This window comes from Polyangiaceae bacterium, assembly GCA_020633235.1.
GTDB lineage: Bacteria > Myxococcota_A > Polyangia > Polyangiales > Polyangiaceae > JACKEA01.
Window position 1 is genome coordinate 582,031 of sequence record JACKEA010000007.1, and the last position, 15,157, is coordinate 597,187.

17 protein-coding genes are annotated in these 15,157 nt (G+C 66.0%); 7 read left to right on the plus strand and 10 right to left on the minus strand.

The window, feature by feature from the left end; genetic code table 11:
- Positions 1-3: 3 nt before the first annotated feature.
- The 4 genes from H6717_35890 to H6717_35905 all read right to left on the minus strand — a co-directional run bounded on the left by H6717_35890 (position 4) and on the right by H6717_35905 (position 2,453).
- Positions 4-579, minus strand: a complete 576-nt coding sequence (locus H6717_35890) for a hypothetical protein (GenBank protein MCB9582474.1) — start codon at positions 577-579, stop codon at positions 4-6.
- Positions 580-582: 3 nt separating this feature from the next.
- Positions 583-1,089: a hypothetical protein gene (locus H6717_35895; protein ID MCB9582475.1), complete on the minus strand. Its 507-nt coding sequence runs from the start codon at positions 1,087-1,089 to the stop codon at positions 583-585.
- Between the two features lie 63 nt (positions 1,090-1,152).
- Positions 1,153-2,085 (minus strand): hypothetical protein, encoded by a 933-nt coding sequence (locus H6717_35900; GenBank protein ID MCB9582476.1) that lies wholly within the window; start codon positions 2,083-2,085, stop codon positions 1,153-1,155.
- Positions 2,082-2,453 carry a DUF2089 domain-containing protein gene (locus H6717_35905; protein MCB9582477.1) on the minus strand — a complete coding sequence of 124 codons (372 nt, stop codon included), beginning with the start codon at positions 2,451-2,453 and terminating at the stop codon, positions 2,082-2,084. Before H6717_35905 ends, H6717_35900 begins: the two co-directional genes overlap by 4 nt.
- A gap of 107 nt (positions 2,454-2,560) precedes the next feature.
- On the opposite strand from H6717_35905, the gene H6717_35910 reads away from it, so the two are divergent.
- Positions 2,561-2,866 (plus strand): winged helix-turn-helix transcriptional regulator, encoded by a 306-nt coding sequence (locus H6717_35910; protein ID MCB9582478.1) that lies wholly within the window; start codon positions 2,561-2,563, stop codon positions 2,864-2,866.
- A gap of 8 nt (positions 2,867-2,874) precedes the next feature.
- Entirely contained in the window at positions 2,875-3,360 is a 486-nt protein-coding gene (locus H6717_35915; protein ID MCB9582479.1) for an SRPBCC family protein, read from the plus strand.
- Here H6717_35915 and H6717_35920 read toward each other — a convergent pair whose 3' ends face one another.
- The gene (locus H6717_35920; GenBank protein ID MCB9582480.1) at positions 3,361-4,038 is read right to left on the minus strand and encodes a dienelactone hydrolase family protein; all 678 of its coding nucleotides are present in this window, start codon (positions 4,036-4,038) and stop codon (positions 3,361-3,363) included. It lies immediately after the preceding gene.
- A gap of 136 nt (positions 4,039-4,174) precedes the next feature.
- Here H6717_35920 and H6717_35925 point away from each other — a divergent pair, with 136 nt between their 5' ends.
- Positions 4,175-4,897, plus strand: a complete 723-nt coding sequence (locus H6717_35925; GenBank protein ID MCB9582481.1) for a dienelactone hydrolase family protein — start codon at positions 4,175-4,177, stop codon at positions 4,895-4,897.
- A gap of 71 nt (positions 4,898-4,968) precedes the next feature.
- On the plus strand, positions 4,969-5,385 hold the full coding sequence (locus tag H6717_35930) for a hypothetical protein (protein MCB9582482.1): 417 nt from the start codon (positions 4,969-4,971) through the stop codon (positions 5,383-5,385).
- Here H6717_35930 and H6717_35935 read toward each other — a convergent pair.
- From H6717_35935 to H6717_35945, 3 genes are all read right to left on the minus strand, one after another.
- Positions 5,382-6,494, minus strand: a complete 1,113-nt coding sequence (locus H6717_35935) for a hypothetical protein (GenBank protein ID MCB9582483.1) — start codon at positions 6,492-6,494, stop codon at positions 5,382-5,384. The genes H6717_35930 and H6717_35935 overlap by 4 nt on opposite strands.
- A gap of 193 nt (positions 6,495-6,687) precedes the next feature.
- Positions 6,688-7,695: a hypothetical protein gene (locus H6717_35940; GenBank protein ID MCB9582484.1), complete on the minus strand. Its 1,008-nt coding sequence runs from the start codon at positions 7,693-7,695 to the stop codon at positions 6,688-6,690.
- Positions 7,696-7,855: 160 nt separating this feature from the next.
- The gene (locus H6717_35945; protein ID MCB9582485.1) at positions 7,856-8,140 is read right to left on the minus strand and encodes a hypothetical protein; all 285 of its coding nucleotides are present in this window, start codon (positions 8,138-8,140) and stop codon (positions 7,856-7,858) included.
- A gap of 58 nt (positions 8,141-8,198) precedes the next feature.
- Between H6717_35945 and H6717_35950 the strand changes: the two genes are divergently transcribed.
- Positions 8,199-9,668, plus strand: coding sequence for an NAD(P)/FAD-dependent oxidoreductase (locus H6717_35950; GenBank protein ID MCB9582486.1), 1,470 nt, complete (start codon positions 8,199-8,201; stop codon positions 9,666-9,668).
- A gap of 9 nt (positions 9,669-9,677) precedes the next feature.
- Here H6717_35950 and H6717_35955 read toward each other — a convergent pair whose 3' ends face one another.
- Together H6717_35955 and H6717_35960 are read right to left on the minus strand one after the other, a co-directional pair.
- Positions 9,678-11,051 (minus strand): hypothetical protein, encoded by a 1,374-nt coding sequence (locus tag H6717_35955; protein ID MCB9582487.1) that lies wholly within the window; start codon positions 11,049-11,051, stop codon positions 9,678-9,680.
- A gap of 10 nt (positions 11,052-11,061) precedes the next feature.
- Positions 11,062-12,219, minus strand: coding sequence for a hypothetical protein (locus tag H6717_35960; protein MCB9582488.1), 1,158 nt, complete (start codon positions 12,217-12,219; stop codon positions 11,062-11,064).
- Positions 12,220-12,490: 271 nt separating this feature from the next.
- Between H6717_35960 and H6717_35965 the strand changes: the two genes are divergently transcribed.
- Together H6717_35965 and H6717_35970 are read left to right on the plus strand one after the other, a co-directional pair.
- Entirely contained in the window at positions 12,491-12,631 is a 141-nt protein-coding gene (locus H6717_35965) for a hypothetical protein (protein ID MCB9582489.1), read from the plus strand.
- Between the two features lie 132 nt (positions 12,632-12,763).
- Positions 12,764-15,106, plus strand: coding sequence for a hypothetical protein (locus H6717_35970; protein MCB9582490.1), 2,343 nt, complete (start codon positions 12,764-12,766; stop codon positions 15,104-15,106).
- The last annotated feature ends 51 nt before the right edge of the window (positions 15,107-15,157 follow it).

Consider the following 15,157-nt stretch of genomic DNA (forward strand, 5'->3'; position numbering starts at 1 on the left):
GGCTCAGCGCTGCGCCATGAGGGACTGCCCGCTGCGGGCGACGAACACCACGCTGTTCTGCCCCTCTCGGTGTACCAACACATAGCTTTCGGAGAACGGATTGGCCGCCGCGATGTTCTCGCGGAAGCGTTCCACCGCCGTGTCGTCGGCATGACTGAAGGTCATGCGGCACAGCGTGGTGCCGCAGCGCACGTCCTTCAGCTGGGAGCCATCGATGTGAACGGCGCCCTCAAGCTTTCGCTCCGCGGAAAGGGACCAGCTCGGATCCGTGCCTTGGGTCTCGAGATCCTCCGTGGCCTGCTCCACGGGATCCACCTCGCTCCGCTCGTTGGTCGTGGCCGGCGCGGCCTCCGCTTCGGCCGTCGTCGTCGGCGTGCTCACCTGACGCACGATCTCTCGGGTGAAGCTCGGTCGCCGGCTCACTTCGGCGAGGGACTCCCGCACGTGGGCGAGCTCCGCCTCCGTGCGCTCGAGGCGCTCGGTCAAGGCCGTGTCCGCGGGTTTCGGCCTTTGCACCAACACCGCAGCGGTCACCGCCGCCAGGGCTCCCGTCGCGATCCACAAGACATCCCACCGCATGGCTCAGTCCAGCACCGTGAAGCCGCGCACCTCGGCCGCGCCGCTGGCCGTCTTGGCGGGCAGCGTGCAGAACACGTGGAGCACGCCATCGGAGAGCCCCTCGAACACGTTCAGGCTCATGCTCAGCTGGGTTGCACCCACGGCGCTGGTGCTGGCGAACGCCGAGAAGAAGTCAGGGCTGCTGGGCAACGCGGTGAGCTTCTCCACGAAGGCGGTGCAGCTGATGTTGCTGCCGTTTCCCGTGAGGTTCACGTACACGTGGAGGGGGTCGCCGTAGCTCCGGTCCACCATGAAGGGAACAGGACAGTCCATCTGCAATTGCTGGGTGGTGTGCTCGTTCTGGATGCGGCCGAAGTTGGTGTAGTTCGCCGAACCCAGGCCGGCGCGAGGCTGACACACGCTGCCGGCGGCTTCCGTCAGGTAGATCGATGGATCCGTGGCGTGGGCCTCCGGAGCCGTGACCAGGAATCCGAACAGACCGAGGGGCCAGATGAACTTCAGGCTTTTCATGTTTCCTCCACGTGAAGACCTCACGTAGAGGGTATTGGCCGCGACGCTCCGAAATCTGACGCGTCAGCTGATGCCCATGGCGCGGAGAAGCTCGCGGGCGGCCTGCGGCGAGAGGGATCCGTCGGCCACCCGTGCCAAGATCTTCTGCAGCTCCGCGTCCGTGGGAGCGCCCGCGCTGCGATACGGATCGACGGCGGGGGCCGGCGCTTGTTCTCGGGCGACGGGTACGGGTTCGACCACACCGCGAAAGGTCTCGTTCGAGGGGCTCACCCGGATCGCGCCCAGATCCGCTTCCAAGAACAGGGAAGCGTCGGCGTCCGCCAGAGACGGGAAGTCGACTCGAGCCGATCCGAGGGACGTCTTGGCGTCGATGTGCACCGGCATGCCCCGGGCCAGGGCGACGCGAATGGCGCCCATGCTGGTTCGAATCGTGTGGCGCCCCGCGGCCAAGAACGCGATGTCCAGTCGCACCGCCCCGGCGCTGGTGGAGACGTCCACGGTTCCGCCGATGCCCGTACCGTCGATGCGCCCCGCCTGCGTCTCGAGACGCAGGCGCCCCGTCACGTCGTCCAGCGTCACGCGTCCGGCGTGTGCTTCCACCGAGAGGTCACAGCCCCACAAGTGTTCCACGTGGACGCGTCCAGCGTTGGAGAGGATCCGAAGCTGACCGTCCCGCGGGACATGTAGCCGTAACTTCCCGTGGCGGTCCTCCTTCCAGCGTTGCTCCCAGAAAGAAGCGTCCCAGAAGCGGCCATCCCACCAAGGACGAAAGATACTCTGCTCCTTGGTGCCATTTTGCCCTGGATGGGCGAGACGTACTCGCGTGGTGCCACCGCCTCCGGACACGTCCACCGAGCTGCACATCTCGCCGAGCACCTCCACGAACGGCTGTTGGCCGGCCTCCACGGGCACGACGTGGACGTGCACGAAATCGGCGTCGAGCTCCAGCCGCGGATGCTCGTCGAGAGGAAGAGGTGTGATCCTGGACATGTTCATCTCCGTTCGCCCTTGAGGCGCTTGGCGGCTTCTTCTGGAGTCAGGTCCCCGCGAGCGAGGGACTCCAGAACTTCGTCGATGTGCGAGCCGCGCGGATCGATGGGCGCGCCGAGGGCTTGCACGACTTGGTCGAGACGCGACACCACCGTCGGGTAGGAGATGCCCAAGCGTTGCTCGACGTCTTTGATCTTGCCGCGGCACTCGAGGAACACCTCCACGAAGCTCTGCTGCTCGCGGCTCAGGCGACCGAGGCGTCCAGCGGTGAAGTCCCCTTCCAAGGCGGTGCCGCAGGAAGTGCACCCGAGCCGCGCGATGGTCAGGGCGCCCGAGCACACGGGACAGGTGGTGGGAGCTAGCCTCGAAGCCATGTTCACGAAAATTAATATTCACATTGAGAAAATCAAGCCTATCCTTGAAACATAGTTCCAGAAGTGAATGAGTTCACATTCATATGAGCAAAAGGTAATATGAAAACATGAACGCCTTCGAGCTCCTCGCCGATCCCACCCGTCGTCGCATGATGGACGAGCTGCGCCACGGCGAACGCTCCGTGACCGAGCTCGTGGAGCGGCTGGGCATGAAGCAGCCCACGGTGTCGAAGCAGCTCAAGGTGCTGCGCGACGCGGGGCTGGCGAAGGTGCGCGTGGATGCGAAGCGGCGCTTGTACCAGTTGGACACGACTCCCCTTCGCGAAGTGGACGATTGGCTCACGCCGTACCGCAAGCTCTGGAGCGACCGACTGGACGCTCTCGCGGATCACCTCACGAGGACGAGCGACTGATGGAAGCAATGCTGAGCAGGGCGGATGGACGTTGGGTGCTGCGCTTCGAGCGTGTGCTGCCGCATGGCTGCGAGAAGGTCTGGCGTGCGCTCACGGATCCGAGCGAGCTGTCGCACTGGTTCCCCGCGAACGTGGAGGGTGCGCGCCGGACCGGCGCCGTGCTCCGCTTCCTGGATCGCGACGGCGGCGACACGACCCATGGCCACGTCACGGCCCTGCGGTCGAAGGAAGTGTTCGAGTACACTTGGGTCGACGCGCTCTTGCGCTGGGAGCTCGGCCCAGAAGGCGAAGGCTGCCGGCTGGTGTTCACGCATTCCTTCTACGACTCGGCCACGGCCGCCCGGGACGCCGCCGGCTGGGAGTCGAGCCTCGATCGCCTCGGGCGTTGGCTGCTCGGCGCTCCCGTCGCGTTCGACCCCGCGCGCTGGGAAAACGCGTTCGAGCGCTACGTGAACGCGCTCACGCTGATGGCCGGGCCGCAGCAAGGCGCCTGATCAGCGCGCCGCGTCGATCAGCTCGAGCACCGAGCGTACCGCTGCCTGGTGCGCTTCGGGTTGATGCGCCGGGCTGTCGCGCTGTGAAAAGCCGTGGGTGGCGCCGGGGTGGAGCGTGATGAGAACGTCGCTCCGCCCTGCGAAGGCGCCGGCCACTTTCTCGCGCACCTCCGGCGGCGCCACCGGATCCTGATCGCCGAAGTGAATTCGCATCGGACACTTCATGTCCTGCGCGCGATCGAGGAAGCCGTCCAGACGACTTCCGTGCCACGTGGCCACCGCGTTCAGCTTGCCATCCGCGGCGGCCAAGAAGCAGAACGGACCTCCGAAGCAGATGCCCACGCCGATGACGTGACCATTCACTTCGGGCTCTGCGCGCAGCCAGTCGATGACGCTCAGGAAATCTTGGTATGCGCGAGCGCGATCCATCTTCTGCACGCGCTCCATTCCCCGCGCCATGTCGGAGTATGGGACCACGCCGGGGTCCACGCGCCAGAATGGGTCGAAGCTGGCGGCGAAGGCGCCGTGCTCCGCGAAGCCTTCGAGCTCCGCGCGCAGGTCGCTGCCGATGCCGAAGATGGACGGCACGACGACCACCGCCGGGCCTGCCTTCGCGGGCTTTGCCAGGACGACCGGCACCTCGCCGCCCTCTACCGTTACAGCCGTGTCTTCCGTCATCACCACAACGTACAGGTTGTCGGAACGGCGCGGAACCTCGCGGTACGGCTGCACTTGGCAGGGGAAAACGCGACGGACATGCCGCGGGCTTCCGCGGGGGACCAACAAACCCTAGAACAACTGTATGGGCGAACGGATGACGATTCAGCTCGCGGACGGCCCGGCCCCCGCGTACTTCGCGACCCCCAAGACGGACGGACCGCACCCGGCGGTGCTGTTCTACATGGATGCACTCGGCCTGCGGCAAACGCTGACGCAGATGGCGGATCGCTTGGCGGAGAGCGGCTACGTCGTGCTGCTGCCGGAGCTGTACTACCGTGCGGGCGAGTACGCGCCGTTCGAGGGCAAGAAGGTGTTCGCCAAGGTGGAGGGCGAGTTCGAGCGCGTGATGGGCATGGTGAAGGCGCTGCAGATGGACGGCGTGATGGGCGACACCGAGCGCATGCTGGAAGATCTCGCCCTGCGGCCGGAAGTGAAACCCGGACCCGTGGGCACCGTGGGCTACTGCATGGGCGGCGGGTTCGCGCTGGCGGCGGGGTGCCATTTCCCGGATCGGATCGGAGCGGTGATGTCCTTCCATGGCGGCGGCTTCGTCACGGAAGCCGAGAGCCCGGACGTGATCGGCGAGAAGATGCACGCGGCGGTGTACCTCGGCGTCGCGGAGACCGACGGTCGCCACGACGCCGCCGTGAGCGAGCGCCTGGAAGCGGCGCTCACTCGTGCCGACGTCCCGCACCAGATCGAGGTGTATGCGGGAGCGGCGCACGGCTTCGCGGTGCCGGATTTGCCCGTGTTCGACGCCAAGGCGTCGGAGCAGCACTGGCAACGCATGCTCGCGTGGTTCGGCGAGCACCTTTAGTGGCCAATCGCATCACCTATCGTCAGCGTCCGGAGCTCGAGGCGGTGCAGATGAGCAATGGGCTCACGTCCGTGTTCATCGCGGTGTTGTCGCTGGCCGCGTCGTCGCTCGCAAAGAGCGACCGGCAGCGCGAGCTCGCAGTTTGGCTCGCGGGTCACGACCAAGGGGTGTTCGGCATCGGCATGGTCGGCTTCGACATCGCCGATCTTCCGTGGCACAGCAGTGCTGATCGTGACTTCCTACTGGCCGCGGTAAGAGCCGCCAAGGCGAAGACCGGGTGGGAGCGAATGGACTATGTGCCGCGCGAAGATTGGGTTTTCGATCGCCTGGACCACTTCCGGGAACTGATCCTCGCCTTCGACTTGTCCCATGCGTCGCGCGACGCCGAGTCGAGCTGGAATGATGCTCGACCCGCGTCGTTCGAAGCGTGCTCCAAGCACGACGTCTACCTTCACTCCGGTGGCTGTGTCGTTTGCAACGATCGTTAGCTCGCCCACTCGTGGCGCGCGCCCTCGTGCAGCGCGGCGTAGACGCGATCGCGCAATAAGTTCGCTTGCGCGTGAGTGAGCGTGCGCGTCGGATGGCGTAGCACCACCGAGAGCAGCACGTTCTTCTGCCCCGGGGCGGCGCCCATGCGCGATCGCGCCGCCGGAGGCAGGGCGTCGTACGGCGTATCGGAGCGGATCGCGATCTCTTCCACGGACTCGGCGTCGGGACCCAGCGCTTGCCGCACGCGATCACCGAGCTCCTCCGCGGTCGCGTCGGCGGCGACCATCAGCGACAAATCACGACGCACGGGCGGCAGCCGGGACACCGCGCGATAGGGCGAAAGATCCTGCATCTGGGACGCGACGCGAGGGTCGTTCGAGCGCAGCAGGCGGATGTCCGGCACGCCCTTTCGCAACATGAGCACTCGATCCAAGCCGATGCCCATGGCGAGGCCGCTCACGTCCTTGGAGTGGCCGGCGGCCGACAAGAGCTCCGGGTGACAAAGGCCGCACTCACCGATCTCGATGGGTACGCCCTCCGCCAGCACGTCGATCTGAAGGCCGTGCGTGGTGTACGGATGCACCGCGGGACGAACCTGGTGCGCCCAACCCGGCAGCACTGCGCGCACCACGTGGGCGATCATCTCGCGTAGATCTTCTTGCTGCAGCGTAGCGCCGCGGCGCACCCGCCACAGATCCAGCTGGTGCGGCTCCCCGGAATGCAGCCGATCGATCTGGTCCCGGCGATACACGATGCCCGGACAGGCGAGCAGCACGTCGCCGAGCTGGGTTTGATCCAGAGACGCGAGCAGCGGTGGGATCATGGCCGAGGTTTGCGTGCGCAGCACCAGCCGTTCACTCACGTAGCGGGTGTAGCGCGCGTCGCGCGCGACGCCGTCGGCGGGGTAGCGCAAGCGGTCGTAGTTGTCCTCCACCGGCACCACGGGGTTGTCCCTGCGGAGCAGTGGCGACGCGCCCCAAGCGGCTGAGAGAGCGGACACGACGTCGCTCACCAAGAGCTGCATCGCGTGGGCGTCCTGCGCAGGATCGGTGAGATCGCGCACGCGGACGGCGTGCCGGTAGGCATCGAGACTCAGGAGATGTGACATGATCGACTCCAGACGAAGGCGGACGAACGGTTCGGGATCCCGAATTCCCCCGAGCCGTTTCGAGCTCTCGTGTGGAGCGCTACGCGCGCGCGACCCCACGGAGCCCGAAGGCGGCCCGGGGGTGACTAAAGAGCTGGCGCGTGCGTGCGATCACGATGAGCACAGGATGAATCGCGCAGCGCCTCTTGGCAAGTCAGTCCATCGAAGCAGCTTCCAAATGCGCGGTCAGTTGCACCAGCTCGCTGCGGCTGTTCAGTCGAAGCTTGCCCAGAGCTTGGTGTAGATGCGAGCTCACGGTGTTCTCACTGATGCCCAGGGCGTAGCCAATCTCGCTGTTGGACCAACCCAAAGATGCGTAGAACGCCACCTGCCGCTGACGGCCGGACAGCGCCTTCGGGCGTGGCGCATCGGGATCGTTTCGCCGCGCCAACAGGAAGTGCTTTCCGTCGGCATCGAAGTGGTCCACCAAGGACCAGCGGCCCGCCCACAGACCCAGCCAGAGCTCGAGCGCGGCGCTGGGATCCTGGCGCCCTTGTCGAGTCCTCACTCGGTCGAGAGTTCGAGCGGCGGTGCGGAGGAGCTCGCGCTCGTCTCGTCCCTCACACGCGCCCGTCGCGTGGACCACTCCACCGCCGGCGGCGAGCACTGCCTCCACGTCGGGTGCCTCGGCCGAGTCGGGCCGACCCACGAGGCGGCACCCTGCGCCCAAGTGGATGGCCAACCGCTGCCAAAGGCGCTTCGCTCCACGATCGATACCGCTGCTACTACCGCAGACATTGGACAGCCATACCGTTCGTCCGTCACCCAACGGGATGAACACGCCGTGGCAATCCCGCACCACCACGGGCCAATCCTTCGAAAGGCCATCGGGCAACGTACCCAAGAGCTCGACGACGCTTGCCACGCCCGGTGCCGCGACGATGCGCGCGACCTGTTGTCGCTGGTCAGCGGGCATTGCTCCGTGCGTGGCCATCACCATTTGCACCACCGTGTCGTCATCGAGCCGAGAACCCTCGGGCGTGACCACCGCAATGGGGGGCTCGGGGACTTGGGTGCCGTGTGCGATGAAGCCGACGCCGCACAGCCAATCCCCTCCCAGGTTCGGAACCACCTCCTGCGCCACGGCCTGAAGCCACGCCTGCTCGTCGGGATGGTTCTGGTAACCGAGCTCGAGCACGCCGATTGCGTCGAGGTTTGCCATTCGATGATCCCCCACTTTTGGTATCACTCGTCTCGCACAGCAGCCAGTTGCGACCTGGCACTGAAGGTCCGCAAGACCTGCGTAGTGAATGCCATTGGCCGGAAAGCGCGGATTCGAGCGCGCAGTCAGCCGATCATTCCTGTCGGTCCGCCGCGGAACCTCACGGCTCGCCGCCCTCCGCGTCCGTGTCTGCGTCCTTGCCCGCGTCACTGCTGGCACCGGCATCGCCAGGCCCGGCGTCGTACACCACCCGCGCGATGCTCAAGCACGGCCCGGGAACGTCACAGCCCGTCGCCTTCACCATCAGACGCGGCATGTTGCGTCGCATCGAGTGACACACGGGGCCGCTCGGATCGCACGCGGTGAGTGCCGTGGCGCCCACCAACGTCGCGGTCAAGAAGCGCTCACGGCGCTCGAGGATGCGCCGGCGATCCTCCTCCGACATGACCGCCAGGATAGCGCAAGCTCCGAGCCCATGGCTGCGGTAGATTGGCGCCCGCGAAATGACGACCGATCTCGATGTGATCGTCGTGGGGGCCGGGCTCTCCGGAGTTGGAGCGGCGTACCGGCTCACCCACGAGTGCCCGAACAAGTCCTTCACCATCCTGGAAGCGCGGGATGCCATCGGCGGCACCTGGGATCTTTTTCGCTATCCCGGCATCCGCTCGGACTCGGACATGTTCACGCTGGGCTACCCCTTCCACCCCTGGAAGCAATCGAAGTCCATTGCCGAAGGTTCGGCCATCCTCGAGTACATCCGCGAGACGGCGAAGACCTTCGACGTGGAGCGCCACATTCGCTTTCGCCATCGCGTGGTGAGCGCAACCTGGTCCACGAAGGACGCACGCTGGACGCTCACCGTGGAGGTCGGTGAAGAAAAGAAGGTCGAGCGCTACAGCTGCCGGTTCTTGTACCTGTGCAGCGGCTACTACAAGTACGACTCCGCGCACTCCCCGCCGTTCCCCGGCAAGGACCGCTACCAGGGCACCCTCATTCATCCGCAGTGGTGGCCGGAAGATCTCGACTATGGGGGCAAGCGCGTCGTCGTCATCGGCAGCGGTGCCACGGCCGTCACACTGGTGCCCGCCCTCGCCGAGCGCGCGGCGCACGTGACCATGCTGCAGCGCTCCCCGAGCTACATCGCGTCCTTGCCTGCGGTGGATCGCTTCGCCACGGCCATGCGCCGCCTGCTCTCGGAGCGCGCGGCCCACCGCGTGGTGCGCACCAAGAACGTGGTGCTCGCCGTCGGCTTCTACCAGTTCTGTCGCCGCTTCCCGAAGCAAGCAGCGCGCCTGTTGAAGTACGGCGTCGCCCAGAACCTGCCCAAGGGCTACCCGGTGGAGAAGCACTTCGCTCCCAAGTACAAGCCCTGGGACCAACGGCTGTGCCTGGTGCCGGACGCGGATCTGTTCCTCGCGCTCTCCTCTGGCAAGGCGTCCATCGTCACGGACACCATAGAAACGTTCACGGAGCAGGGCATCCGTCTCTCTTCCGGCGAAGAGCTGGAAGCGGACATCATCGTCACCGCCACGGGGCTCGAGCTCGTGCCCTGCGGCGGCATCCACTTCGAGGTGGACGACAAGACCATAAATCCCGCCCAGACGCTCGTTTACAAGGGCTTGATGCTGCGCGACGTACCGAACTTGGCGTGGTGCGTCGGCTACACCAATGCGTCCTGGACGCTGCGAGCGGACCTCTCTTCCCAGTGGGTGTGCCGCTTGCTGAACACGATGGACCGCCGCGGCTACGACATTGCCACGCCGCGCGCCAGCGGCGAGAGCGAGACGGACACGGAGCTCCGCCCCCTGCTCGACCTGACGTCGGGCTACGTGGCCCGCGCCAACAGCGCGCTGCCGAAGCAGGGCAGCAAAGCCCCGTGGTACCTCCGCCAGAACTACATCCTCGACTTCCTCACCATGCAGCTCGGCCGCGTGGACGACCGCACGATGACGTTTTCGCGCCGTGAGGCGTGAGGCGCCGCTTCAGTCGCGTTGGGGCGGACCGGCGGCCGCGACGACGGGCTCGTCGTCGGAGGGGACGGAGAGCTCCTTGAAGGCGCCCTCCCGATCGAGGCGCTGAAGGTCGGAGAACGACACGCTGCTCTGACCCAAGAGCTCCATGGCGCGCTGTATCTTCGCCTGCAGCACGGGCGAATCCACCGGGATGGAGTTTTGCGCGGTGGGAGCCGGTGGTGGCCGCATGATGGAGAACGTTCCCCGTGCGGGCCGCCCCGACGACGTTTCGCCCTCCACCTCGTAGGTCAAGAAGGCCGTGTCGGGAACGAGCTCGGCGTCGAGCACGACGGGGAACTCGATGCCGCGTCCCGGTGGAATGCTGGTGGTTCCCAGGATGCTGCTCGCGTCCACGGGCTCGGCGGGCGAAGAACCGATGTCTTCCGTGCGCTCGCCGGGCGAGCCATTGCTGCCGTATGCGGTGACACGCCGAACGGCGGTGACGGTCACGGTCTCGTCGTCGTAGTGGCGAAGCCGGACCGTCTGACGTACCGAGCCGTCTTCCGAAACCTCGGGGAACCGCGGCGTCAGCTTGGCGACGAGCAAGGTCAGGCCTTGCTCCGCGAAGTGCCGCGCAGGGTTCACCAGCTCGACGCTCGTGCGGCCCGTCAGCTTGGAGCCGTCCTCCAACTCCGCTTCCACGGTGACCAACGCGTAGTTGAACTCGGAGCTCGCGGCAGCGTCTTCGAAATCGTGCGTCAGCTCGGCGGCGCCAGGGTGCTTCGCGCCGTCGCCAAAGTCCCACGAGTAGCCGACCACTCGCGGCGCGTTGCTCGCCGTGCCGTCCTTCTTCTTTGGAACGACGATGCGGGTCGCGAGCTCGTAGGTGTAGAGCGAGTTCGGGATGCCTCGAGCTCCGACCGCCAAGCGCAGGTGCGGAGGGCACGCCATCACGGTGTACGCCGGTACCGGCTTCCGAACGACGCTCCCATCCGCACCATACGCACTGACTTGGACCTCGGGGGCCTGGCCATTGCCATCGAGCCAAGCTCGAAGCGGCACCCGCGTCCCCGCGTTCGTCCCCACGACCACGCGAGGCTGCACGCCTTCTCGACCTGGTACGTGGGCTTGGACGCTCACCAGATTGTCCTCACCCTCGCACACGCGGCTCTTCTCGACGGTGATGCTGTCGATGACGGGTGGTACCGGTTTCGGTTTCGTGGGGGCCGTGACGGGGGCGGTGGTCCGCTTCACTTCGGTTCTCGGTGCTCGAGCCGCCGCCTGGGTGGGCGACGGCTGGTGAGCCGGCTCGACCGCCCGGGGCCAGAACAGCCACAGGACGATCGCGGCCAGAAGGCCGACGCCAGCGGTACCGAGAGCTGCGAGCTTGGTTCTTTTGGACATGGCCGGACCTTCACGGTTGGAAGTGGTCGTCACTCACCCAGCAGCCGTACCTCGGCTCGCCGGACCACTGGACGACGCCCCAGCCGGTCAGGCCGCTGCGTGCCCAGGGGCTCGCCGTGTCGAGGGTCGCGTCGTAGTTCACGACGCGATCGGGGCTGATCACGTTGGCGTCGCGCCCACCACCCCAGTTGTTGGGGTTCGTGTACTCGTCGCCGTAGTTGTCGCACTTGCCACCATTGGTGCCCGCCATGCAGTCCGCGATCTGATTGCCGGCCTTGTCGCAAGCGTTGCCGAGGTTGGCCAGCGTGTGTTGGAACCAGTCACCAAAGCCCGCGTGGCATTCATCCCGCGTGGCATCGTGGGCGACCTGGAGCGCGTGGCGTACGGTGGCTTCGTTGTACACGCGCGGCGTCATGCTGACGTTGTTCGCGCGGTGAATCGCCCAGGAGATGAACGTGGAGCAAGCGACGCCGTCGGGGGACATGACGCCCAGATGGTTCGTGCCGATCTCCTTGAACTGATAAAACGAGTACGGCATCGTCTGCTCGGACCAGTAGCCGGGGTAGATCCAGAACGGCGGAACCCAGTGCCGGTCCAAGAGTTGGTAGACGCCGGACGTTGGAGAGCCGTTCTTGTCGATGATGGTCTTCAGCGGCATGTTCCAGACGAAGTTCTCCACGCTCGCTGCGCGGCTGTCGCCCACGCGGTACATCACGAGCGAGGGCTGCCCACCGCTGCCGTCGCCGTACATGGACGTGTAGGTGCCGCCCATGGTGGCCGTGGAAGCGCCCGGTTGACCGGCTTTCAGGGTGGAGATGGGGTTCCCGCTCGACAGCGTTCCGGGGGACGTTGCCAGGGGACGACCGAAGATGGCGTCGAAGTCGCTGTTGCGCATGGGGTTGCCCCGGTGCGCGTGCGACATCCAACCCGTCCCGTGAGAAAGCATGATGTGCGTCAAGTAGGCGCCTCCAGCTTGGAAGACCTGCGAGACGATCCCGTCGGTGTGCATCACCACGACCGCACCCCGTGGCGCGTTCCAGCTCCCTTGGGAGTAGCCGCACCGAAGCGAGCCGGCGTGAGCGGCGTCCGCGCCAAAGCCCACGGCAGCCGCCAGCGCCACGCTGACGATCGGAATAGGTCGGAATCTCCGCGAATACTCGTTACTCATGATCCACTCTCCTTGCTGGGAACAGGCGCCCCAGACTTGGTGGAAGAGGTCGCGTACGAAGTGCACGGACCTCTTTCGAACGGGCCTTCGCGACGACCGCGCCGTTTCTGACAGAGCGCTTCTGCGATGACTGCGCGACGTCATTTCGAGGCGCGACGGGCTTCGCGCCGCACCAACAATCAAATGATCAGGGAGCTCTTCAGGCGGTGCTGAGCTTCAATTGAGACAATGCTCAGGATTGCGTTTCGCGTTGCGAACTACGCTGACTGCCATGATTGGGGTTTCGACGGCGGGCGCCAACGGCGCGTCGCGCAAGCTTGGCTTGGACGACCTGAGGGTTCGCTGGGGGCCCATGCTCGCACGCCCACTGCACAGCGCGATCGTCGCGCGCAAGCTCGCCCAGCGCACGTAGCGTTTGCTTGTCGGTCCGCCGCGGAACCTCGCGGCCCGCGCCCTCGGCGGCAAGGAACCACGCGTTGTCGGTTGGCGCGCAACCGCCATGGGTTGGCGGCTCGTCGCCGTCGAGCCCAGCTAGACTCCGCGGATGACTCGCCGTCGATGGATCACGGTCTTGCTTTGCGCTCTCTCGTTGATGGCTGCTTGCTCGAGTGGAGGCTCGGGGGGCTCGGGATCCGGTGGCAGCTCTGCTACCGCGGGCACCGGGGGCTCGGCCGCGAGCGGCGCCACCGGCGGCAACGCGGACGAGCTGCCCTACGAAGATCCCGGTGCCGATGCGCCCGTGCTCGATCTGCCACAGGACGTCACCGACGCGGTCAACGCCATCGCTGGCGCTTCATCCTTCACGGAGGCGATCGCAGCGACGCAAGCGGCGCTGGCGAAGGGCGGCGTGTCGACGATGAACGACGCGACGGTCCTCACGCCCGGCGAGGCGCCGGCCGCCACGGCGCAGGTGCAGGCCGTGTTTCTCGGGGACATGGCCATGGAGGCGTGGAAGCGCAAAGAGGTTGCCACCCTCACCGCGACTCAGCTCGGACAGATGTTCGCGGACTTCGGCATGCCGGTGCCCGAGGGCAAGACCTCCGGCCAGGTCGTGCTCGAGGCGCTTGCTGCGTGGACCAAGGCCGCTCTGACAAACCCGAGCGATCCCGCAGCGTTCGGCATCCTGTTCATCGCCGCCGAAAACCAGCTGCAGTCGCCGCGCGCCAACCTTTCGCTCACCACCCAAGACCCGGATCTGGTGCGCTTTTCCCTGTTGGACTTGGAGCTTCTGTCTGCCGCCATCGATCGCGTGTCCACTTCGGATCCCAAACCGCTCGCCGGGGGAACCGGCCCCTGCTCGGTGATGACCTCGACCTGGGGCCAGTGGGAGGGCACCATCAAGACCGGTACGGGCGCGGGATCCGATCTCCTCGTGGGGGAATTTCTATCCGGCGTAGCAGGAGATGCCGGCGCCGCTGCGATCGGCGCTGCCCTCAACGTCGTCAAGCTCGCCACCAAGGTCTGGAAGATGGCCCAGATGGTTCGCTACGGCACGCTCTTCGTCACCATCGACACGGAGAACCCCACCAAGAAGCCGCGGCCCTCGGCAGCGAAGAAGTACGGCTCCGTCACCGCGACGGCGGGGGTGGATGCTCAGTCTTACGAGGACTTCCAGAACTGGATTGGTCAGCAGGGGCAGTCCGTGCTCGACGAGCTGAACACCTGCCTCGACTACCTGGGCATGCCAACCAAGACGGACATCGCCGACGTTGCCAAGGACGCGTCCAACTGGCGCGTGTCGTGGGAGATCACCAAAGGTGCTGGTACCGAGGCGCTGTTCAAGGAAGGACAAGACTTCAAGATCTTGTCGCGCCTGGAGAATCCGCTCAGCTCGGCCAGCTCCACGGAAGCGAAGAACACGGTGGAGTACGAGATCTTGCCGCAGCTCGCGGAGCTTTCCCAAGGCAAGGAGCGCACGCGGCACGCGGTGTTTGCGGGTCAGCTGCGAAGGGGCAGCGCTCCGGGGCTCGACACGTTTTGGGGTGCCGGTGCCGGGGCCTATGGGGTAGCGACGGCGGGCGTTTCGGGATTGCTGGGCGTCGGGGCCTCCCTGGTCGACATCGCGGGCAACTGGGCGTTGGAGGTCGCGTCCCCGAAACGCTTCGCCACGCAAACGCTGATCGAGATCGAGCCCAAGGGGTGGGTCGGCACCATCGAGATCACGGAAGAGGGCCAAGGCCAGGAACGCCTCGACTCGGGTGCGATCCCGATCGACGGCGTTTGGTACGCCTGGACGGGGAGGCTCAAGTACGAGGCACGCATCAGTTTGGGCGGAACCCAGCCGGCGACCGGTGACCTTTCCACCTTGCAAGGCGTCGGGCAATCCGCCGCGAACTGCGACGTCTTCTACGACGAGTCCTCGGGTAACTCCAACTGCGGGGAAGGCTGCCCGACGGCAATCGAGCCAGGACCTCTCAGCCAGAAGAGGGACACGCTCACTGGGACCTGGGGAACGTCCGAGGAGCTCGGGCAATCGTCCAGCATCGTCGTTACCTCGTATCCCGAAGCGGCCTACGCGCCCATCAAGGACCAACTGCCGCCGGAGATCCAAGCGAAGATCGGAACCTACGAGATCCTCATCTCTCCGCTGGCCTGCGGTCCCCACGAGGCCCTCTGGCGTACCATTCAAACGGACGTGCAACTGATCAGTCCGAACTACATCACCAACACGACCAACAAGACCGAACAGCTTTCCGTCAATCAGGTCTGGGGAGCGTTGCCGCCAAGCGGGGCCTTTCCGATGGTCATCAGCGGCAAGCTGGACGAGTTGGATCCCAACCGCATCCACGGGGATTGGACCATGCCCAGCACCCAGAAAATCTCGATCGTAGAAAAGACGATCAAGACGACGGTGCGCGCCCGCGTGGACATCCGCCGCGTGGAGTAGCGCCCGCTGCTCACGCCCTGCGAGCGCTCTAGCAAATCCTGTAGCGTCTGC

Bases quoted from the DNA above. Each gene is read 5' to 3' on its own strand.
- H6717_35890 (MCB9582474.1), bottom strand. From the start codon at position 579: ATGCGGTGGGATGTCTTGTGGATCGCGACGGGAGCCCTGGCGGCGGTG.
- H6717_35895 (MCB9582475.1), bottom strand. From the start codon at position 1,089: ATGAAAAGCCTGAAGTTCATCTGGCCCCTCGGTCTGTTCGGATTCCTG.
- H6717_35900 (MCB9582476.1), bottom strand. From the start codon at position 2,085: ATGAACATGTCCAGGATCACACCTCTTCCTCTCGACGAGCATCCGCGG.
- H6717_35905 (MCB9582477.1), bottom strand. From the start codon at position 2,453: ATGGCTTCGAGGCTAGCTCCCACCACCTGTCCCGTGTGCTCGGGCGCC.
- H6717_35910 (MCB9582478.1), top strand. From the start codon at position 2,561: ATGAACGCCTTCGAGCTCCTCGCCGATCCCACCCGTCGTCGCATGATG.
- H6717_35915 (MCB9582479.1), top strand. From the start codon at position 2,875: ATGCTGAGCAGGGCGGATGGACGTTGGGTGCTGCGCTTCGAGCGTGTG.
- H6717_35920 (MCB9582480.1), bottom strand. From the start codon at position 4,038: ATGACGGAAGACACGGCTGTAACGGTAGAGGGCGGCGAGGTGCCGGTC.
- H6717_35925 (MCB9582481.1), top strand. From the start codon at position 4,175: ATGACGATTCAGCTCGCGGACGGCCCGGCCCCCGCGTACTTCGCGACC.
- H6717_35935 (MCB9582483.1), bottom strand. From the start codon at position 6,494: ATGTCACATCTCCTGAGTCTCGATGCCTACCGGCACGCCGTCCGCGTG.
- H6717_35940 (MCB9582484.1), bottom strand. From the start codon at position 7,695: ATGGCAAACCTCGACGCAATCGGCGTGCTCGAGCTCGGTTACCAGAAC.
- H6717_35945 (MCB9582485.1), bottom strand. From the start codon at position 8,140: ATGTCGGAGGAGGATCGCCGGCGCATCCTCGAGCGCCGTGAGCGCTTC.
- H6717_35950 (MCB9582486.1), top strand. From the start codon at position 8,199: ATGACGACCGATCTCGATGTGATCGTCGTGGGGGCCGGGCTCTCCGGA.
- H6717_35955 (MCB9582487.1), bottom strand. From the start codon at position 11,051: ATGTCCAAAAGAACCAAGCTCGCAGCTCTCGGTACCGCTGGCGTCGGC.
- H6717_35960 (MCB9582488.1), bottom strand. From the start codon at position 12,219: ATGAGTAACGAGTATTCGCGGAGATTCCGACCTATTCCGATCGTCAGC.
- H6717_35965 (MCB9582489.1), top strand. From the start codon at position 12,491: ATGATTGGGGTTTCGACGGCGGGCGCCAACGGCGCGTCGCGCAAGCTT.
- H6717_35970 (MCB9582490.1), top strand. From the start codon at position 12,764: ATGACTCGCCGTCGATGGATCACGGTCTTGCTTTGCGCTCTCTCGTTG.